General features: G+C 64.7%; 21 protein-coding genes. 11 read left to right on the top strand and 10 right to left on the bottom strand.

Translation table 11 applies throughout. The features are described from left to right. The 4 genes from AC3WLM_RS06485 to AC3WLM_RS06470 form a co-directional block, all read right to left on the bottom strand. Window positions 1-906: an alpha/beta fold hydrolase gene (locus AC3WLM_RS06485; protein WP_492476928.1), complete on the bottom strand. Its 906-nt coding sequence runs from the start codon at window positions 904-906 to the stop codon at window positions 1-3. Continuing rightward, window positions 903-1,721, bottom strand: a complete 819-nt coding sequence (locus AC3WLM_RS06480; protein ID WP_492476927.1) for an SDR family NAD(P)-dependent oxidoreductase — start codon at window positions 1,719-1,721, stop codon at window positions 903-905. Before AC3WLM_RS06480 ends, AC3WLM_RS06485 begins: the two co-directional genes overlap by 4 nt. 105 nt (window positions 1,722-1,826) lie before the next feature. After that, a complete protein-coding gene (locus AC3WLM_RS06475; protein WP_492476926.1) occupies window positions 1,827-3,254 on the bottom strand; it encodes a methyl-accepting chemotaxis protein in 1,428 nt (475 codons plus the stop codon). A gap of 117 nt (window positions 3,255-3,371) precedes the next feature. Then, the gene (locus AC3WLM_RS06470; protein ID WP_193827203.1) at window positions 3,372-3,692 is read right to left on the bottom strand and encodes a hypothetical protein; all 321 of its coding nucleotides are present in this window, start codon (window positions 3,690-3,692) and stop codon (window positions 3,372-3,374) included. A gap of 240 nt (window positions 3,693-3,932) precedes the next feature. On the opposite strand from AC3WLM_RS06470, the gene AC3WLM_RS06465 reads away from it, so the two are divergent. Then, entirely contained in the window at window positions 3,933-4,760 is an 828-nt protein-coding gene (locus tag AC3WLM_RS06465; RefSeq protein ID WP_492476925.1) for a 23S rRNA (adenine(2030)-N(6))-methyltransferase RlmJ, read from the top strand. Between the two features lie 3 nt (window positions 4,761-4,763). Here the strand turns inward: AC3WLM_RS06465 and AC3WLM_RS06460 are convergent, their stop codons facing one another. The 3 genes from AC3WLM_RS06460 to AC3WLM_RS06450 are packed head-to-tail and all read right to left on the bottom strand — an operon-like array spanning window position 4,764 to window position 6,368. Then, complete coding sequence (locus AC3WLM_RS06460) at window positions 4,764-5,654, bottom strand: pirin family protein (protein ID WP_492476924.1); 891 nt, start codon at window positions 5,652-5,654, stop codon at window positions 4,764-4,766. Further along, window positions 5,651-6,103: an NUDIX hydrolase gene (locus AC3WLM_RS06455; protein ID WP_039331567.1), complete on the bottom strand. Its 453-nt coding sequence runs from the start codon at window positions 6,101-6,103 to the stop codon at window positions 5,651-5,653. The genes AC3WLM_RS06460 and AC3WLM_RS06455 overlap by 4 nt, the downstream gene beginning before the upstream one ends. Continuing rightward, window positions 6,096-6,368, bottom strand: coding sequence for a BolA family protein (locus AC3WLM_RS06450; RefSeq protein WP_156135697.1), 273 nt, complete (start codon window positions 6,366-6,368; stop codon window positions 6,096-6,098). The genes AC3WLM_RS06455 and AC3WLM_RS06450 overlap by 8 nt, the downstream gene beginning before the upstream one ends. Before the next feature lie 40 nt (window positions 6,369-6,408). On the opposite strand from AC3WLM_RS06450, the gene AC3WLM_RS06445 reads away from it, so the two are divergent. Both AC3WLM_RS06445 and AC3WLM_RS06440 read left to right on the top strand, forming a co-directional pair. Further along, window positions 6,409-6,999 carry a J domain-containing protein gene (locus AC3WLM_RS06445; RefSeq protein ID WP_062343718.1) on the top strand — a complete coding sequence of 197 codons (591 nt, stop codon included), beginning with the start codon at window positions 6,409-6,411 and terminating at the stop codon, window positions 6,997-6,999. Window positions 7,000-7,109: 110 nt separating this feature from the next. Beyond that, window positions 7,110-7,952 (top strand): N-acetylmuramoyl-L-alanine amidase, encoded by an 843-nt coding sequence (locus tag AC3WLM_RS06440; RefSeq protein WP_492476923.1) that lies wholly within the window; start codon window positions 7,110-7,112, stop codon window positions 7,950-7,952. Window positions 7,953-8,033: 81 nt separating this feature from the next. On the opposite strand, the gene AC3WLM_RS06435 is transcribed toward AC3WLM_RS06440, so the two are convergent. Beyond that, window positions 8,034-9,638 carry a phosphoenolpyruvate carboxykinase gene (locus tag AC3WLM_RS06435; RefSeq protein ID WP_062346555.1) on the bottom strand — a complete coding sequence of 535 codons (1,605 nt, stop codon included), beginning with the start codon at window positions 9,636-9,638 and terminating at the stop codon, window positions 8,034-8,036. A gap of 242 nt (window positions 9,639-9,880) precedes the next feature. On the opposite strand from AC3WLM_RS06435, the gene AC3WLM_RS06430 reads away from it, so the two are divergent. The 8 genes from AC3WLM_RS06430 (at window position 9,881) to AC3WLM_RS06395 (ending at window position 15,786) form a co-directional block, all read left to right on the top strand. Continuing rightward, window positions 9,881-10,636 (top strand): response regulator transcription factor, encoded by a 756-nt coding sequence (locus tag AC3WLM_RS06430; RefSeq protein WP_193827198.1) that lies wholly within the window; start codon window positions 9,881-9,883, stop codon window positions 10,634-10,636. Next, on the top strand, window positions 10,623-12,212 hold the full coding sequence (locus AC3WLM_RS06425) for a stimulus-sensing domain-containing protein (RefSeq protein WP_492476922.1): 1,590 nt from the start codon (window positions 10,623-10,625) through the stop codon (window positions 12,210-12,212). The genes AC3WLM_RS06430 and AC3WLM_RS06425 overlap by 14 nt, the downstream gene beginning before the upstream one ends. Beyond that, entirely contained in the window at window positions 12,209-12,634 is a 426-nt protein-coding gene (locus tag AC3WLM_RS06420; RefSeq protein ID WP_492476921.1) for an HPr kinase/phosphorylase, read from the top strand. The genes AC3WLM_RS06425 and AC3WLM_RS06420 overlap by 4 nt, the downstream gene beginning before the upstream one ends. Window positions 12,635-12,697: 63 nt before the next feature. Then, complete coding sequence (gene rapZ, locus AC3WLM_RS06415; protein WP_492476920.1) at window positions 12,698-13,630, top strand: RNase adapter RapZ; 933 nt, start codon at window positions 12,698-12,700, stop codon at window positions 13,628-13,630. Between the two features lie 151 nt (window positions 13,631-13,781). Then, window positions 13,782-14,186, top strand: a complete 405-nt coding sequence (locus AC3WLM_RS06410; RefSeq protein WP_039331580.1) for a PTS sugar transporter subunit IIA — start codon at window positions 13,782-13,784, stop codon at window positions 14,184-14,186. A gap of 1 nt (window position 14,187) precedes the next feature. Next, window positions 14,188-14,484, top strand: coding sequence for an HPr family phosphocarrier protein (locus AC3WLM_RS06405; RefSeq protein WP_039331581.1), 297 nt, complete (start codon window positions 14,188-14,190; stop codon window positions 14,482-14,484). Window positions 14,485-14,522: 38 nt separating this feature from the next. Then, on the top strand, window positions 14,523-15,326 hold the full coding sequence (locus AC3WLM_RS06400; RefSeq protein ID WP_193827194.1) for a TrmH family RNA methyltransferase: 804 nt from the start codon (window positions 14,523-14,525) through the stop codon (window positions 15,324-15,326). Window positions 15,327-15,369: 43 nt separating this feature from the next. After that, entirely contained in the window at window positions 15,370-15,786 is a 417-nt protein-coding gene (locus tag AC3WLM_RS06395) for an META domain-containing protein (RefSeq protein ID WP_082734697.1), read from the top strand. Here AC3WLM_RS06395 and AC3WLM_RS06390 read toward each other — a convergent pair whose 3' ends face one another. Beyond that, a complete protein-coding gene (locus AC3WLM_RS06390) occupies window positions 15,787-16,560 on the bottom strand; it encodes a hypothetical protein (protein WP_492476919.1) in 774 nt (257 codons plus the stop codon). Next, complete coding sequence (locus AC3WLM_RS06385; protein ID WP_193827191.1) at window positions 16,557-18,071, bottom strand: DNA recombination protein RmuC; 1,515 nt, start codon at window positions 18,069-18,071, stop codon at window positions 16,557-16,559. Before AC3WLM_RS06385 ends, AC3WLM_RS06390 begins: the two co-directional genes overlap by 4 nt. Window positions 18,072-18,107: the final 36 nt, after the last annotated feature.

Raw genomic sequence — 18,107 nt, 5'->3', positions numbered from 1 at the left:
TCAGCCAAGAAATCTGTCGAGCGCGGCGTTCACCGTGTCCGGTGCTTCCCATGGCACGAAATGCCCGCAATCGTGCACCGGCTCTACGGTGAGATTGGTGACGAGCTTGTCCATGCCATCCAGGTTGCACGGCGGCAGGGCCATGTCGTCCATCGCCCAGATCACCAGCGTGGGGATCTGCAGCGGCGGGACGGCAGCGTCCTGATAGCCTTCAGGCAGTCCGAACGGAGCGTCCATCGGGGGGACGGCCATTTGGCTGGCGCGATACCAGTTGAGCATGGCGATTGCGGCATCAGGGTTCGACCAGTCCTTGAACAGGGCGGCGCGCTCTTCCTCTTCCATTACCGGTGAGCGGTTCCAGTTGAGCGCCTTCATCAACAGCGCCCCGAGGCCATGTTCGCGCACCATGGCATCGTTTGCAGTATCACGGAAGGCGCGCATGTACTGGCTGGCCTCGCGCTGCTGGCGGTCGGTCCAGAGCAGGCGCGGGAAGATCACCGGATGCGGGGCATTGGCGATGACCGCGCGGGTGACGCGTGTCCCCTGGCCGAGCAGCGCAACGCCCCAGGCGATCGCGCCGCCCCAATCATGGCCGAGAATCGTGAACTGCTGCACGCCCAATGCATCGGCAAGCTGGAACACGTCTCCGATCAGCTTGTCCGGGGTGTAGTTCTCCACGCCCTCGGGCTTGGACGAGCCGCGATAGCCCCGCTGGTCGGGCGCGATGCAGCGGAAGCGGGAGGAGAGGTGGGCGATCTGGTGGCGCCAGGTGCGGTGGCTTTCGGGGAAGCCGTGAAGAAAGATCAGGGCCGGTGCATCGCGGGGACCCACATCCAGCACATCGAGTTCGATCCCGCTGGCAAGTTTCACGCGCTGAAGTGGCGTTGCAGGGGCAAGCGCAGTCATTCCGGCGCTCCTTCGTCCATCTTTTGCGCATAGCCTGCTGCGACAACTGCGGCCATGCGGTCGTGCAGCGCATCAGGTGTGCGGCGCAGTTCGCCGATTTCCTTTTCCATGCCTTCGCCCATGATGATCTCACGCTCGTCCGCAGCAATGGCATCGAGCATCATTCCTGCAGCTACATCCGGGTCGAGCCCGCGCTCAATGACCGCATCGCTGACCCCGCGTCGCGATCCGTCGGCAGTCATGGCGTTGCGCGAAACGTCGGTGCGGATCGAGCCGGGCGCGATCACATGGACCTTGATGCCAAGTCCGGCGACCTCGGCGCGCAGCGCATCGGAATAGCCGAACAGGCCGAACTTGGCGGCGCTGTAACCGGTGCGCAGCGGCGAGCCGACCTTGCCGGCAATGCTCGAGACCATGACGATCCGCCCGGACTTGCGCTCCGCCATGCGCGGCAGGAGGGCCTGCGTCAACGCGATGGGCGCAAGCAGATCAACCGCGACAATGCGTTCATAGACGGGGAAGGCAGTGTCTACTGCCAGTGAGCGCTGCGAGATGCCGGCATTGTTGACCAGCATGTCGACGCGGCCCTTCCAGCCCCATGCCTGATCGGCCGCGCGGGCAGCAGCGGCATAGTCAGTCGCTTCGAATGGCAGGACGAGGGTGCTGCCGCACTGTTCTGCGACTTCGCCAAGCGCGGCTTCATTCCGGCCGGACAGGATCAGATGCGCGCCTTGCGCAGCAAGGGCCCGTGACAATGCTGCGCCAATGCCGGACGACGCCCCGGTAATCCACGTGACCTGCCCTGCGAATGCCATCGGCCTGCTCTCCTTCGTCGGGCCTTAATCGACCCGTTAAAGGCATCGTGTCAGGCTTTTGCAAAGGAGGGAAGGGGGTGAATTCCTTCCGGCCGTGCGTCGTTTTCAAGCCACCCGCAGCATCGGGGCCATGCGATCTGCGGTGGTATCGAATTGGCTGGTGCGGAACCTGCTGACCAGCTGGCGCAGTTCCTCTGCCGCTCTTGCCAGCTGGTGGGCCGCTGCGTTGCTTTCCTCGACCATTGCAGCGTTCTGCTGCGTAAGGGTGTCGAGGTTCGCAAAGGAACCGGTGACGCGCGCGAGCTCTGCCGATTGGCGTACCGCAGAATCGGCAATTTCCGAAACCGAGCCGCTGACCTGCGAGACGCGGCTGACGATATCGTCGAGCACCGTTCCGGTCCGGCCGACAAGGCTGACGCCCTGGGCGACCTGTTCGCTCGACGTCTGGATCAGATTGCGGATGCTGCTCGCCGCTTCGGCGGAGCGCTGCGCCAGCGCGCGGACTTCTGTCGCGACTACTGCGAAACCCTTGCCGGCATCGCCAGCGCGCGCTGCTTCGACACCGGCGTTGAGGGCGAGCAGGTTCGTCTGGAAGGCGATGCCATCGATCAGGGAGATGATCTGTCCGATTTCATTGGAGGACCGTTCGATCTCGTTCATCGCGGCAACCGCACTCGATACGACCGCGCCGCCCGTTTCGGCAAACTGCTGGGCTTCGCCAATGGCTTCCCGGGTGTTGCCTGCGTTTCTGGCGGTCTGATCGATCTCGGCTACGAGTTCGCGCGTGACCGAGGTGTTCTGTTCGAGGGCACTCGCCTGTTGCTCGGTCCGGCGCGCGAGGTCGTCCGACGCCCCGCGGATCTCGGAAGAGCCACGGGCAATGTGGTTGGTGGTGGACGATACGGCGCCGACCAGCCGGTCCAGATCGCTCGTCGCGGCGTTGAAGCTGTTCTTGAGCTTGATGTAGGCTGGCGGAAAATCGACTTCGATCTTGGTGCTGAGATCGCCGCCGGCCAGCTCTTCAAGCCGCTGCTCGACGGCTGCGATCACCAGTCTCTGTTCGTCGGCGATACGCTGCCGCTCGGCGGCGGCAGCCGCCTCCATGGCAAGCTTGTGCGCCTCGGCTTCGGCCTGGGCAATGATCAGGCGCTGCAATTGAACGCTCAGGGACACCAGCGCGGCAGTTTCGGCAACGACGACGACCGCGTGCAGGATTACCCGCAGAATGTCGCCGCCATTGTTGTAGACCAGTTCAGGCGCGACAAGATTGCCAAGCAGGTGGTGGACTGCCGTCAATGCCGCACCGGTGACGATGGGACGCCAGTCTGCGAGAACGACGATGATCGCAAGGCAGGCGAAGAAGACCATGTGCAGGTCGACCATCCAGGCCGATCCGGCCCACTGATAGAGCAGGATCATCGGGAAAGTCATTATGCCCGCGGCGACCGCACAGCGCTGTGTGGCATCGCCGTCCGGGCTTCTGGCAACGAAAGTGGTGAGGCCTGCCGCGACGGCCGCGACAATCGGGGGCATTATGCCTGATCCAGCCCAGATCGCTCCAACGCATATGATCAGGGCGCCGATCATCGATGTGAAGGCGAGTGCCCGCAGACCGTTTGCGCGAAGTGCCTGCAATTGTTCCATGGCCGTTCAACTTCCTGGTGTGGGACTGCACAGCCCCAGTGGGACCGCAATGGCGATCGTGCCGTGTCGCAATGCTGCGTAGAACGCTCCGTCGGGAGCATGATCGATGATCAACCCGCCAAGCGGTGTCGTGCCGACGATCCGGCCTCCCCGCTCCGTCGCCCATTTAACGTAGGACGCCGACCCGGATGGCAGGAGTGAAAGCACGGCAAGCGCCGAACCCTGCCTTGGTGCAAGTGCGGTGGCGAGGAGAAGGACGCCTGCAAATCCCAGCAGCGCAAGGCTGCCGGACTGGCTGGTTTCTCGCGGATGCGCCTCTGTCCTCATAAGCTTGCGATAACGAAAGATTATTTCTGGTTGCCTAGGACGTGCTCCGGGAAAATGCGTGGGTCGGACGCAGGATTTATGAACGGATTGATGGAACGGAGGGCTTCGCGCGCCTGGGCCATGCCCTCGCGGTAATCGGATCTCTGCCCGGTTGATGTGGCGGCGGCTGGAGCTTACGAGGCTGATCACCTTGGGGCGCTCTGGCGTGTTCAGGGCCGGTCGTCGGGATATCGTAGCACAGTGAACTATCGCCATTCCTTTCATGCGGGCAACAGCGCCGACGTGGTGAAGCACAGCCTGCTGATTGCCCTGGTCCGTGCCCTGCAGCAAAAGCCGGGCGCGTTGACGCTGATCGATACCCATGCCGGTTGCGGGTTGTATGACCTTCGTGGGGATCATGCGCAGCGCACCGGGGAGGCCGCGCAGGGCGTGGAGCGTGTCTTTGCCGGCGCGAACCCTCTGCTAGACGACTACCGCGCCGCGGTGCGGGCGGTGAATGCCGGGCCTGAGCCGCTGCTCTATCCCGGCTCGCCTCGGATTCTTGCACAGCTTCTCCGTCCGCAAGACCTGTTGATCATCAACGAAAAGCATCCCGAGGACGTCTATGCCCTGCGCGGTGCAATGCGCGGCACGCATGCTGCCGTGCATGAGCGCGATGCCTACGAGTTCTGGCTGGCAATGTTGCCGACCCGGACCCCGCGAGGGCTGGTGGTGGTCGACCCGCCCTACGAGCAGACCGACGAACGCGCACGGATCATCAAGACCCTCGCTGCCGCGCACCGCAAGTGGGCCCATGGCGTGACGGTAATCTGGTATCCGCTGAAGGACCGGTCTGCGCACGTGCACTGGAAGGACAAGCTGCGCAGGCTGGGCATCCCGAAGCTGCTGAACGTGGAGCACTGGCTTTACGATGCCGACCAGCCCGGCATCTATAACGGCGCAGGGCTGTTCATCGTGAACCCGCCCTATGCCTTTACGCAAGGCCTGTCGCCGATGCTGGAAGCCCTTCGCGCCGCGCTGGCGCCGGAGGGGCATCGGGGCACGCTGGGCGCGGAGTGGTTGAGCTGACGACTACGGATAGCTCACCGTCGTCGCCACCTTGGGCAGGGGTATGAATTCTTCCTCGTCGCCCGGCACCTTGGGGAAGCGGCCGTCCTGCCAGTCGGCCTTGGCCTGGTTGATGCGCTCGCGGCTGGAGCTGACGAAGTTCCACCAGACGTGGCGTTTGGTGGCAAAGGCTTCGCCGCCCATCAGCATGACGCGGCCGCCGGTTTCGGACTGCAGTCTGAGCACGGCGCCGGGTGCGAGGACGACGAGGTCGTAGAGGGCCAGCGGCAAGCCGTCGACCTGCGCTTCGCCGCCAACGAGCATGACGGCGCGTTCGTCGGCCTCGGCGTCGATCGGCAGGGCGCCGCCCGGCGCCAGCAGGATTTCGGCGTAGATCGTGGCGGCGTGCTGGGTGGTCGGCGCGGTCTGGCCCCAGAGCGTGCCCATGATCACGCGGGCGCTGACGCAGACGTCCTCGACGAGCGGCAGGGCGGTGACCTGTTCGAAGGCGGGGGCGATCTCTTCCTTGCCATCGGGCAGGGCGAGCCAGGTCTGCATGCCATAAAGGTGCGGGCCGCCGGGGCGCTCTGTCTCCGGCGAACGCTCGGAATGAACGATGCCGGTGCCGGCGGTCATCAGGTTGACTTGCCCCGGGCGGATCGTGGCGAAGGAGCCGACGCTGTCGCGGTGGTCGATTGCGCCTTCAAACAGCCAGGTGACCGTGGCGAGGTTGATGTGCGGGTGGGGGCGCACGTCCATCGCGGTGCCGGCGGGCAGGTGGGCGGGGCCGAACTGGTCGACGAAGATGAACGGGCCGACCATGGTGCGTTGGCGCGAAGGAATGGCGCGGCGGACTTCGAACGCGCCGAGATCATGGGCGACGGGGGTGATGGTCTGGATGATCGGATCAGTCATGCGTCCGCCTCGAGGTCAAGCAGTTCGAGCAGATTCACCGGGAACACCGGTTCATGCCAGTTTGCCAGTTCTTCGCGGGTAAACCAGCGAAATTCCTTGATTAGTTCGCGCTCAATGGCGGTGTGGCCCGAGGTGTCCGGGGTGAAGCCTTGCGTGCGGACGCGGAAGAAGCGTTCGTCCGAAGTGATCGGTTCGCCTTCGAGTGTGAGGTAATCGTCGGCGCGGGCGGCGACTTCGGGGCCGCAGTGGTCAACGACGAGGCCGGTTTCCTCGTAAAGTTCGCGCACCGCCGCAATGGCGAAGTCCTCGCCCGGATCGCATTCGCCCCCGACGCCACACCAGAACGGGCGGCGGTCTGCCGGGGCGAAGCGGATGAGGAGCAGGCGGTCTTGCTCGTCGAGCAGGAGGATGCGGGCAGCGCGGCGGATGCGGCGCGGAGTTTCACTCACCGGGAGCCTTGGCCTTGATGGCGAGAGCATGGACGCGCTGGCCGGGCAAGTCGCCCAGTGCCTTGTTGACCATGCGCTGGCGGCTGAGGCGCGACTGGCCGGTAAAGGCGGCGCTTTCGATCTCTACCGTGAAGTGCGATTCGCCGGTGCCATCATCGCCCATGTGGCCCGAGTGGCTGGCACTGTCGTTGATGACAGCGAGATGGGTGGGGGAGAGGGCTTCGGTCAGAAGCCGTTCGATTTCCTGTGCGATTGGTCCGGTCATGGCTTTTCTTCTAGCGTCTTCATCGCCATGTGGACAGCACATGCGAAATGACAAGTTCCACGGTCGCGTCCAGGGTACGGGGCGTATCTGCAATGCCCCCGGCTGCGACGAGCCGGGCGAGTTCCGCGCGCCGGGCGTGCGCTCATCCGGGTTCGACGGACCGGGCGATTATCGCTGGTTCTGCCTCGAACACGTGCGGCAGTTCAATTCGGGATATGATTTCTTTGCCGGAATGACGCCGGAGGAAATCCTGAAGGCGCAATCGCCGCTGGCCGGTTGGGAGCGCGAGACCCGGGCGTTCCGGCCCGACGCCGGGATCGACCAGGCGCCGCGCTGGGCGGACTTTGCCGATCCGCTCGAGGCCATTGCCCAGCGCGCCAAGGCGCGGCGGGCCGATCACCAGAAGGCGGCCGATGCGGCGCGGCGCGGGATCAGTCCGGACGAGCGCAAGGCCTATGACGCGCTGCATCTGGCCTATGACGCCGATCGGCGGCAGTTGCGGCAGAGCTATTCCGAGCTGGTGCGCAAGTATCACCCGGACCGCAACGGCGGCGACCGGACCTTCGAAGGGCGGCTGCAGGAAGTGGTCGAGGCCTACAACCTGCTCAAAGGCAGTGCGCTGTTCGCCTGATTTCCGGGCGCTGCATGACATTTCTCGCGCCAGTGTGGTGACGTCTCGCACAGACTTTTCATAGGAAATTTCCTATGCGCTCCATGCCAACAGCACATGGAGGCACGGACATGGCTTACGTCATCAAGAACGGAATCCTCAACGACAACTCCAATCCCGTAAGACAGATCAGATCGCGCAACACCGGCGGCGCCTTTCCGGCACCGCCCGGAATCGTGGTAATGCACTTTACCGCAGGCGGATCTGCCGCCTCGTCGGCCAACTGGTTCGCTTCGCGGGAAAACACCAATTCATCGGCACACGTGGTCGTCGACCGGGATGGCTCGATCATCCAATGCGTCAACTTCAACGAGGTGGCGTGGCATGCGGGCAAGTCGAGCTGGCGCGATCTCGCCGGGCTGAACAAGCATTCCATCGGCATCGAGATCGCCAACTGGGGGGCGCTGCGGGGCGGCGCCAATGGCTGGTACAACGCGGCCGGGCAGAAGGTCGACAATGTGGTGATGGCGGTCCACCGCAACGGCAATCCCGATGGATCGCGCACGCCGATCGGCTGGGAGGCCTATCCGGCAGCGCAGTTCGAGGCCGTGGTCGCCCTCGTGCGGGCGCTGCGCGAAGTCTATCCGATTGCGGAGATCGTCGGGCATGACGATATCGCCCCGGTGCGCAAGTCCGATCCCGGCCCGGCGTTCGACATGGTCCGCTTCCGCCAGCGGGTATTGGGCGGGCGCGACCAGAACGGCGCGAACGTGGGCGTGGTCCGCTCGCCCGGCGGGCTCAACCTGCGCAGCGGTCCGGGCACGAACTTCGCCGTGGTCCAGTTGCTGGCTGACGGCAGCAAGGTCATGCCGATGGGCGTGAACGGATCGTGGTTCGAGGTCACCACTCTCGATGCGGCGGGCAAGCCCAGCAAGACCGGTTGGGTGCACAGCCACTATCTTGATCTGGACTGAGGCCAGAAAGGAAGCGGGCGCCTGAAACGAAACGGGGCTCCCGAAGGAGCCCCGCAGCGTTTTCAGCAGTGGTACCTGCGATCAGGCGGTTACCGGCGCCGCATCGCGGACCGACTGGTCAACGTGTTCGGCGAACTGCTGGAAGTTGTCGACGAACTTGCGCACGAGTTCCTGCGCGGTCTTGTCGTATTCCTCGGCATCGGCCCATGCCCCGCGCGGATCGAGCAGCTTCGTGTCGACGCCCGGAACCTCGACCGGCACTTCGAAGCCGAAGTTCGGGTCCTTCTTGAAGTTGGCGTTGTTCAGGCTGCCATCGAGCGCGGCGTTGAGCAGGGCGCGGGTGGCCTTGATCGGCATGCGCTTGATGCCTTCCTGCGTGGCCTTGCCGCCCGACCAGCCGGTGTTGACCAGCCAGCACTTCACGCCGCCCTTGGCAATGCGTTCCTTGAGCAGGTTGCCATAGACCGACGGGTGGCGCGGCATGAACGGCGCGCCGAAGCAGGTGCTGAAGGTGGCTTCCGGCTCGGTCACGCCGATCTCGGTGCCGGCGACGCGGGCGGTGTAGCCCGAGAGGAAGTGATACATCGCCTGATCGGGCGTGAGGCGCGCGATCGGGGGCAGGACGCCATAGGCATCGGCGGTGAGGAAGATCAGGTTGGCCGGAACCGGGCCGAGGTTCTTCTCCGAGCAGTTCGGGATGAAGTCGATCGGGTAGGAGCCGCGGCTGTTTTCGGCGAGGCGATTGTCGTCGAGGTCGATCGTGCGGGTGACGGGATCGATCACGACGTTTTCGAGCACGGTGCCGAAGCGCTTGGTGGTGGCGAAGATTTCCGGTTCGGCTTCGGCCGAGAGGCGGATCATCTTGGCGTAGCAGCCGCCTTCGAAGTTGAACACGGCGGTGTCGGACCAGCCATGCTCGTCATCGCCGATGAGTGTGCGCGAAGCATCGGCCGACAGGGTGGTCTTGCCGGTGCCGGACAGGCCGAAGAACACGGCAGTCTTGCCATCAGGACCGACGTTGGCCGAGCAGTGCATCGGCATGACGCCCTTGGTCGGCAGCAGGTAATTGAGGATGCCGAACACCGACTTCTTCATTTCACCCGCATAGGCGGTGCCGCCGATCAGGATCAGCTTCTCGGTGAAGTTGACCGCGATCACGGTTTCGCTGCGGCTGCCATGGCGTTCCGGATCAGCACGGAAGCTCGGCAGGTCGATGATGGTGTATTCCGGCACGAACGAGGCCAGCTCGTCAGTGGTCGGGCGCACCAGCAGGGTGCGGATGAAAAGGTTGTGCCAGGCGAATTCGTTGATGACGCGGACGTTGACGCGGTGTTCGGGCTGCGAGCCGCCGAACAGATCGGCCACGTAGAGGCGGTCCTTTTCGCCGAGGGCCTTGATGAAATCGGCCTTGAGCGCGGCGAAGTGCTCCGGCGTCATGGGCACGTTGGTCTTGCCCCACCACACGGTGTTCTCGGTCTCGGCGTCGCGGACGATGAACTTGTCCTTGGCGGATCGGCCGGTGTGCTTGCCGGTCTCGACCACGAGCGGACCATCGACGCAGAGCAGGCCTTCACCGTTGCGGACGGCGTGTTCGACCAGAGGCGCGGTGCCGAGGTTGGCGAACAGCTCTGCCGGTTCGGGATAGCCCTGGCTGGCGAGGGACACGTTCAGGCTGGTATCGGACACTTGGGGCCTCCCGTTGGTGGCGCTTTGGACAGAGATTTGCCCGCTGGCGCACGGATTGCGAATACGAATGCGCTGATTCTCGACCTGCGAATAGTCACCTGCGTTTGCTGCGTCAAATGACACGCGGCAACGAAGTTTTTTTGCGCATCAGGTTGCGTTCCATGCAACTGGGAATGCTGCAGTGCAGCGGCATTTGCGCTTGAAGTTGCAAGCTTTGCTTACGCCCGGTATCGCTCGAAACCATGCCCACGCCGCAACCGCCTCGCGCCGAAAGTGCAGACCTGCCGCGTACGATCGCGCTTGTGGACGACGACCGCAATATCCTGACGACTGTTTCGATCGCACTGCAGACCGAGGGCTTCGCCACGCGACTCTACAATGATGGTGACGCGGCCTTGAAGGCGCTGCTCGACAATCCGCCGGATCTGGCTGTGTGCGATATCAAAATGCCACGCATGGACGGGCTGGAGTTGCTGCGCCGGCTTCGCGAGAAGAGCGATCTGCCTGTCATCTTCCTCACGAGCAAGGACGACGAGGCCGACGAAGCGCTCGGCCTGTCGATGGGGGCCGACGATTATATCGCCAAGCCGTTCAGCCAGCGATTGCTCGTAGCCCGGATTAAAGCGATTTTGCGGCGCAGCGAAATCGTGCGGCGCGAGGCGGCCGAACAGGAGGCGGACAGCGAACCCTTGCCCGAGCCGATCCGTCGCGGGCGACTGGTCATGGATCCGGCGCGCCATGCGGTGACCTGGGAGGGTGAGCCCGTTTCGCTTACGGTGACCGAGTTCCTGATCCTTGAAGCGCTGGCAATCAGGCCGGGCGTGGTGAAGACGCGCAACCAGCTGATGGATGCGGCCTATCACGACGATGTGTTCGTCGACGACCGCACGATCGACAGCCATATCAAGCGCCTGAGGCGCAAGTTCCGCGCGGTGGACGGTGAGTTCGGGGCGATCGAGACGCTCTACGGCGCCGGTTACAGTTTTGCCGAAGACTGACGGCAATGTTCAGCCGGGTTTGCGTCGGCGGCGCCTGCGGACGCTGTGGCGCATCCGCGGCGTCTCGCTGACCACCCGTATCCTGTTCGTCAACGTCATTGCCCTGGCGCTGCTTGCGGGCGGGTTCTTCTATCTCGACAGCTATCGGACCCAGCTGATCGAGGAGCGGTTCAAGCTGGCCCGGGCCGAGGCGGAGATCGCCGCCGATGCTCTGGACGGGGCGAAGATGGCGCAGCGCAAGGAATTGCTGGCGCGGATCGGCACGGATCAGGTGTTGCGCTTGCGGCTCTACGATCCTGAAAGCCAGTTGCTGGCCGACAGCTTCGCTCTGGCGCCCCCATCCTTCGCGCTGATCAATCCCGAGACCGAGCCCTGGTACCAGAAGGCGGCGCGACTGCTGGACCGGGGCGTGGACTTCATCGTCAACGCCCCGACCGTGGAGCGTTACAGCGATACCTCCGAGCGGCCGGCCGGGAGCTGGCCCGAGATCCAGGCGGCGCGGCAGTCGGGGCGGACGGAAGTGTACCTGCGCTATGCCCCCGACCGCACGCCGGTGATCACGGCGGCGACCCCGGTGGGTGACAAGGGCGAGGTGCTGCTGACCTTGCGCAATGCGCTCGACGTGACGCAATCGGTGCGTGATGCCCGCCAGACGCTGGTGATCATCATCGGCATCGCGCTGCTGCTGTCGGTCCAGCTCTCGCTGTTTCTCGCACGCACCATCGTCCAGCCATTGCGGGCGCTGGTGCGAGCGGCCGTGCGCGTGCGGCTCGGGCGCGAGCGCGAGGTGGTGGTGCCGCGCCTGCCCGATCGTGGCGACGAGATCGGCCTTCTGGCGCGCGCGGTTTCGGACATGACCACGGCCTTGCGCCAGCGGATCGACGCCGTGGAAAGCTTTGCCGCCGACGTTGCACACGAGCTCAAGAACCCGCTCGCCTCGCTTTCCAGCGCGCTCGAGACGATGGAGCGGGTTGAGGAACCGGCACTGCGCCGCCAGCTTTCGGACATTGCCGCGCATGATGTGCAGCGGATTGACCGCCTGATTACCGAGATCGCGGACGCGAGCCGGATCGATGCGGAGCTGAGCCGCGCGACCTTTGTCGCGGTGGACCTCGCCTTGCTGGCCTCTCAGGTGGTGGGTGCGCGCGATGTGCGGGCCAGCGCCACCGTGCCGATCAGGATGGTGCGGCTGGACGGCGAGACGACCGTGCCGGGCGACGCCGCGCGGCTGGAGCGCGTGCTGGAGAACCTGCTCGACAACGCGGTCTCGTTCTCGCCGACGGGTGGCTGCGTCGACGTCAAGGTCTGGGGGGACGGGGACTGGGCGCATATTGCGGTAAGCGATCAGGGCCCGGGCGTGCCCATGGCGGAACGGGACAAGGTGTTCGAACGGTTCCATTCGGTGCGGCCGGCCGAAGAGGCGTTCGGCGCGCACAGCGGCCTTGGCCTTGCCATCGCGCGAACGATTGCCGAGGCGCATGACGGGACGCTGACGATCCATGATCGGCCCGATGGCAAGGCCGGGGCCTACTTCCTGCTGAGCATTCCCCTCGCGGTCGAGGAGGAAGCGGAGTGAGCCGGGCAGTGCAACTGACCTGCGTGGCGATTGGCGGGAGGGGCCTGCTGATCGCTGGAGCGCCGGGGATGGGCAAGTCGAGCCTTGCCCTGGCGCTGATCGATCGCGGAGCAGTGCTGGTCGGCGACGATGGGGTGATAGTGGAGGCCAGGGAGGGGCACCTGATCGCTGCCGCACATCCCAATACGGTCGGCAAGCTGGAAGTGCGCAACCTTGGCATTCTTGATTTTCCCGTCTCGGCGCCGGTCCCCGCTGCATTGCTCGTGCAACTGGACAGCACCGCACCGCGGTTCATCGAGCAGGCGCAAGCGCATGAAATGGAAGGGATAAGACTTCCTTGCGTGGCACTCTGGCCGGAGTCGCCGGTGCTGCCGCTGCGCGCGGAGCTGGCGCTTGCCCGCTATGGGTTGACGTTTTCCTGATTGGGGACAGGTCCATTTTGCGGACTTTCCAAGCGTGCGGCAAAGGCGCAAAGCGGGCTTCCGATGGCGCAAGACTCAAGCTCTCCAGGCTCCGGCCCTCAGCGCATTCTCCTCGTCACCGGCTTGCTCGGCGCGGGGAAGACGACCGCGCTGCGCACGCTGGAGGATCTGGGCTGGGAGGCGATCGACAACTTCCCGATCCGCCTGCTCGATCGCCTGCTCGAAACCGAACCGGGATCGGCGCGGATGGAATCGGGCGCGCCCATGGCGATCGGCTTCGATACCCGCACGCGGGGGTTCGATCCGGCCAGGACGATCCAGCTGGTCAAGAAGCTCTCGCAGCGCAAGGACATCGAAGTCACCACCCTGTTCCTCGATTGTGGCGGGGCTGAACTCGAGCGGCGCTACAACGAAACCCGCCGCCGCCACCCGATGAGCGAGGACAAGCCGGCCTCGACCGGGATCATGGCCGAGCGCGAACTGCTCGAGCCGCTGCGACGCTGGGCCGATGTGGTGATCTCGACCACCAGCTTCACCTCGAACGACCTGCAGCAGGCGATTCGCGACCAGTTCGGCGATGTGACCGCCTCTGCACCGACGCTGACGATCAGCAGCTTCGGCTTTTCGCGGGGCACGCCGCCGCTCGCTGATCTGGTGTTCGACATGCGGTTTCTTGCCAACCCGCACTGGGTGGACGAACTGCGGCCGCAGACCGGGCAGGACCCGGCGGTGGGGGACTATATCCAGCAGGACCCTGCTTTTGCCGAGGCTTTCCAACGGATTCGCGATCTGCTGCTGCTGCTGCTTCCGCGCTATCGCCAACAGGGCAAGGCATATGTCCACGTGGCATTTGGCTGTACCGGCGGCAAGCATCGCTCGGTGTTCATGGCCGAGCAGATCGCTTCAGCCTTGCGCGCGGAAGGATTTTCACCCACATTGCTGCATCGCAACCTCGCGTCGCGCGCGGCCGATCTGCTTGAAGGTCGGAAAGCTTGAGACAGCGGGGGATAACAAGGATGGGCGGGGCAGCACTGGAAGCCATGCGTTTTGATTCCCAGTCGTCTTGCGCGCCCTGCAATCCTGCCAAGCTCGCGTTCATCGCCAGCAGTGCAGATTGCCCGGCCGCACTTCGGAGCCTGCCCCTTTCATGATCGGTCTTATTCTGGTTACCCACGGCGCTCTCGCCGACGAGTTCATCCATGCGATGGAGCATGTCGTCGGCCGGCAAAGCGACGTGATCGGCGTGTGCATCGGTCCCAACGATGACATGGAGAAGCGCCGCAAGGAAATCGCCGACGCGATTCGGCGCGTCGATAGCGGCGAAGGCGTGATCATCCTGACCGATCTGTTCGGTGGAACGCCCTCGAATCTTGCGATCTCGCTGATGCAGGCGGGGCGCGTCGAAGTGATTGCCGGGATCAACCTGCCCATGCTGATCCGCCTCGCAAAGGCGCGCAATTGCATGGGTGTAAAGGAAGCGACAGCCGCCGCGCGCGATGCGGGGCGGAATTACATAACGATCGCTTCGGAATTCTTAGGGCAGGATGCATGAGATGGCTGAACAGGGTTACGTCACCCGGGAGACAGTAACGATCGTCAACCAGCGCGGTCTCCATGCACGGGCCAGCGCCAAGTTCGTCAACGCGGTGGCCAAGCTGCCTGCCGGGTTCGAGGTGACCGTGGCCAAGGACGGCACCGATGCCGCCGGGGCTTCCATCCTGGGGTTGATGATGCTGGGCGCGGCGAAGGGCGATACGGTGGATGTGAGCGTAGCTGGCCCTGAAGGCGAGGCAGACGCGATCCTGATGAAGCTGACCGGCCTGATCAAGGACGGCTTCGGCGAAGACTAACGGTTGCTGCGACCCGCTCAGTCGCGCATGGGGATGCCATGACGCGCAAGATCATCACCGGCTATTCCAACCCGACGGTAAAGTTCGTCCGCTCCCTGCGCGAGAAGAAGCACCGGCGGCGCGAGCGCAAGTTCCTGGCCGAGGGGCTGCGCCTGCTGACCGATGCGCGTGAGGGGGGGCGACTGCCGGAAATCCTGCTCATGGCGCAAGGGCGCGAAGGGCACCCTCTGCTTGACGAGCTTGAGGCGGATGTCGCCCGCGCCGGCGGCGATGTGATCGAGCTGCCGCTGGACATCCTGGCCAAGGTGACCGGCAAGGAAAATCCGCAGGCAGTTGCGGGGGTGTTTGCCGAGTGGGACACTTCGATCGATCTGATCGATCGCAATGCCGCGCCGATCTGGCTGGTTGCGCACGCCATGCGAGATCCCGGCAATCTTGGCACGATGCTGCGCACGGCGGACGCGGTGGGGGCAGGCGGGCTGATCCTGATCGACGATTGCGTGGATCCGTTCTCGGTCGAAGCCGTGCGGGCGAGCATGGGCGCGATCTTTACCGAGCGGCTGGCGCAGGCCCGGTGGGACGAGTTCATCGCCTGGTTGCGGCAGGGCAAGGGGCAACTCGTGGCGGCATCCTTGCGCGAGGCGGTGCCCTATCGTGGTGCGGCCTATGCCAGCCCATGCTTCGTGATGGTCGGCAACGAATCGCGTGGGCTGCCTGAAGATTACGAGATGGCCTGCGACTTGCGCGTGACCATGCCGATGAAGGGGCGCGCGGACAGCCTGAACGCGGCGGTGGCAGGGGCTGTGCTGGCCTACGAAGTACTTGCCAGCCTGCCTGAATAACCACGTACCAACCGGTTAATCGCACGCTCAGTCGCGCGGGAGCATGGGTAGCCTCATGCGCTCGACTCTCGCCTTTCTCGCGGTTTCGGCCTCGCTCCTGGCGGGTTGCGCCACTGCGCCTTCGGGTAGTGCGGGGCTGGCCGGTACGGCTTGGACGATCCTGCGCGTGGATGGGGCCGCGCCGGTTGCGCCCGAGAAGGCCACCTTGAAGTTCGAGGACGGGCGGCTGAGCGCAAGCGTCGGCTGCAACGGCATCGGCGGCGACTATCGCGTCGATGGGCAGAGGTTGGTCGCTGGCCCGCTCATGGCGACGCGGATGTTCTGCGAGGGTCCGGTGTGGCAACAGGAGGAGGCGGTCAACGCATTGCTATCTGCCGCACCCGAGATCGAGCGCCGCGGACGGACGATGCGGTTGGTGTCCGGCGGACATGCGCTCGACCTGGAGCTGACGACCGGCTGATCAATCCCCGGCGATGAAGGCGGTGATCTGCCACTGACCCTGCTTGGGTTCGGCAATCAGGCGATAGTCGAGCAGGCTGCGCAGCTTGGCCGTTTCGATGTAGCCTTTGGTTCCGTCATGCGTGGTGACGCGGATCGCTCTGGCTTCACTGTCGAAGTCCATCGGATCTATGCCGACAATGCTCCAGCCTGCTGGCGCCAAGGGTTTGCCGCCCGGTTTATCCCGCATGGGCGTGTCGTCGCCGAGCACCAGCATCGCGCTGTAACTGTCGATGTCTTCCGGCACGTTCCAGAAGACCCATGGCATGGCGGCCAGCCCGCCCTGCACGGCGCAGCCCAGCGGCAACATCGCTTCGAGTTCATGCCACAGTTTCGTCTCGGGATCGTTGAGACGCTTGACCAGTTCGGCAGGCCCGTTGCCGCCCCCATAGTCCAGCGCGATATCGGGTGCCGCGAGCTTGGACATCGCTTGCGCGTCCCGTTTCAGGATCGCGGCCACCAAGGCCTTGTGAAACGCGGGCCAGCCTGGCTGCTTCAGGCATTCGTCCCGCGGCGCGTAGCGGGCTTCCTGCACCGTAGCAGGCGCAGGGGTGGCAGACTGGCTTGCTTCAGGTTCGGGCTCCACCACGGGCTCGGAGGCCGGCGGGGGCGCTGGCGGGGCCGGATAGGGTTCACTAGCGCTTGGCGACGCTTGAGGCTCGCTCCCGCTCCCGCACCCGGCCAGAGCCGCCAGTGCGGCAGTGGCGAAAAGGAGCCGGGCGAGCCTCTGTGTCATTCCGCAGCGACGTCTCCATCGTCGTTGGCAATCGCTGCGAGCGGCACCGGTTCTGCCTCGGCATAGCGCGGGGCGGCTTCGACAAGAGGCACTTCCTCAAGCTCGCGCTTGCCGATCTCGATGTGCTTGTCCTTCAGGCGGCGACCAGCCGACAGAACGTTGCGTTCGAAGCTGCCGACGAACTTGTTGTAGTTGCTCACTGCACTGTCCAGCCCGTTGCCGACGCGCTTGAGGTGTTCGGCGGCGACGGCAAGGCGATCGTAAAGCTCGCCGCCCATCTTGCCGATCTCGCGCGCTTCGCGGGCCAGGCCGTCCTGCCGCCAGACTTGGGCCACGGTGCGGGCAATGGCGACGAGGTTGGTCGGGCTGGCCAGCAGAACGCGCCGTTCGAAGGCGAAATCCCATAGCGAGGGGTCACGCTCCAGCGCGGCGGCAATGAAGTGTTCGCCGGGGACGAACATCAGCACGTAGTCCGGCGCCTCTTCGAACTGCGACTGATAGGACTTGGCGCCCAGTGTCTGGATGTGGTTGCGCATCGACTGGACGTGGGCGTTCAACGCGATCTTCCGCGTATCGTCGTCCTCCGCCTCGAAGGCATCCTGATAGGCATTGAGCGAAACCTTGGCGTCGATCACCAGCAGCTTGTTTCCGGGAACGCGGACGATGGCATCCGGGCGCAGGCGGCCTTCGTCGGTATCGACCGAATGTTCCGTGATGAAATCGGTGTGTTCGGACAGGCCGCATTGTTCCAGCACGTTGCGCAACTGCAGTTCGCCCCAGCGCCCGCGAGTTTTCGGGCCATTGCGCAGCGAGTTGCCGAGTTGGGCGGCTGCGGCACGCACTGCTTCCTGCCCATCGCGCATCGACTGGATCAGACCGGTCAGCTGGCCAAACGAGTCCACGCGCTGCTTTTCGAGGCTCTGCACCTGTTCCTCATAACTGCGCAGCCGCTGGTCTACAGGGGCGAGCAGGGACTTGAGGCGTTCGGCGCTGGTCTTCTCGCTTTCCTCGAAACGGGCATGAGCACGGTTGAGAAAGGCTTCCTGCGCCTTTTCCAGCACCTTGTTGCCAGCATTCTCGAACTCCTTGCGCAGGGCCTCCTGCGCCTCGATCAGCAGGCGCTTCTGTTCGGCGAAGTTCTCGGCATCGGCCTTCATGCGCTCAAGCTCGGCGCGCAATGATTCGCGCTCGGCCCGGACCTGAGCAAGTTCGGCGCGGACCTGATCTGCATCGGCAGCGCGCTGGCGGGCGGCGGCGAGAGCAGGGGCCAGTTCATCGCGCTGGCGGCGAACATCCTGCAGTTCGGCAAGGCCGGATTCCAGTGCCTTGGCGCGCTCCACCGTGGCAGCGAGGTCGACCGTCATCGCCTTGACCGTGCCTTCGTGGGCCTTGGCCTCGGCATCGCGGCTGTCATGGCGGGCGCGCCACTCGGCAGCAGGGCGGGAGCCGAGGAACCAGCCGATACCAAGCCCGATCACAAGCGCTACGATGACGAAAAGGGCAGATTCCACGGAATTCTCCAACAGGAACGAAATGGGAACCTACCG

Source organism: Novosphingobium sp. FW305-C-30-35 (assembly GCF_058783135.1).
This window is presented reverse-complemented; position numbering and strand designations above follow the sequence as displayed.

What these genes read in the sequence shown, in the direction of transcription:
- AC3WLM_RS06480 (WP_492476927.1), bottom strand. Translation starts at nt 1,721, where the DNA reads ATGGCATTCGCAGGGCAGGTCACGTGGATTACCGGGGCGTCGTCCGGC.
- AC3WLM_RS06430 (WP_193827198.1), top strand. Translation starts at nt 9,881, where the DNA reads ATGCCCACGCCGCAACCGCCTCGCGCCGAAAGTGCAGACCTGCCGCGT.
- AC3WLM_RS06405 (WP_039331581.1), top strand. Translation starts at nt 14,188, where the DNA reads ATGGCTGAACAGGGTTACGTCACCCGGGAGACAGTAACGATCGTCAAC.
- AC3WLM_RS06450 (WP_156135697.1), bottom strand. Translation starts at nt 6,368, where the DNA reads ATGACCGGACCAATCGCACAGGAAATCGAACGGCTTCTGACCGAAGCC.
- AC3WLM_RS06460 (WP_492476924.1), bottom strand. Translation starts at nt 5,654, where the DNA reads ATGACTGATCCGATCATCCAGACCATCACCCCCGTCGCCCATGATCTC.
- AC3WLM_RS06400 (WP_193827194.1), top strand. Translation starts at nt 14,523, where the DNA reads ATGACGCGCAAGATCATCACCGGCTATTCCAACCCGACGGTAAAGTTC.
- AC3WLM_RS06440 (WP_492476923.1), top strand. Translation starts at nt 7,110, where the DNA reads ATGGCTTACGTCATCAAGAACGGAATCCTCAACGACAACTCCAATCCC.
- AC3WLM_RS06445 (WP_062343718.1), top strand. Translation starts at nt 6,409, where the DNA reads ATGCGAAATGACAAGTTCCACGGTCGCGTCCAGGGTACGGGGCGTATC.
- AC3WLM_RS06475 (WP_492476926.1), bottom strand. Translation starts at nt 3,254, where the DNA reads ATGCCCCCGATTGTCGCGGCCGTCGCGGCAGGCCTCACCACTTTCGTT.
- AC3WLM_RS06485 (WP_492476928.1), bottom strand. Translation starts at nt 906, where the DNA reads ATGACTGCGCTTGCCCCTGCAACGCCACTTCAGCGCGTGAAACTTGCC.
- AC3WLM_RS06395 (WP_082734697.1), top strand. Translation starts at nt 15,370, where the DNA reads ATGGGTAGCCTCATGCGCTCGACTCTCGCCTTTCTCGCGGTTTCGGCC.
- rapZ (WP_492476920.1), top strand. Translation starts at nt 12,698, where the DNA reads ATGGCGCAAGACTCAAGCTCTCCAGGCTCCGGCCCTCAGCGCATTCTC.
- AC3WLM_RS06410 (WP_039331580.1), top strand. Translation starts at nt 13,782, where the DNA reads ATGATCGGTCTTATTCTGGTTACCCACGGCGCTCTCGCCGACGAGTTC.
- AC3WLM_RS06390 (WP_492476919.1), bottom strand. Translation starts at nt 16,560, where the DNA reads ATGACACAGAGGCTCGCCCGGCTCCTTTTCGCCACTGCCGCACTGGCG.
- AC3WLM_RS06470 (WP_193827203.1), bottom strand. Translation starts at nt 3,692, where the DNA reads ATGAGGACAGAGGCGCATCCGCGAGAAACCAGCCAGTCCGGCAGCCTT.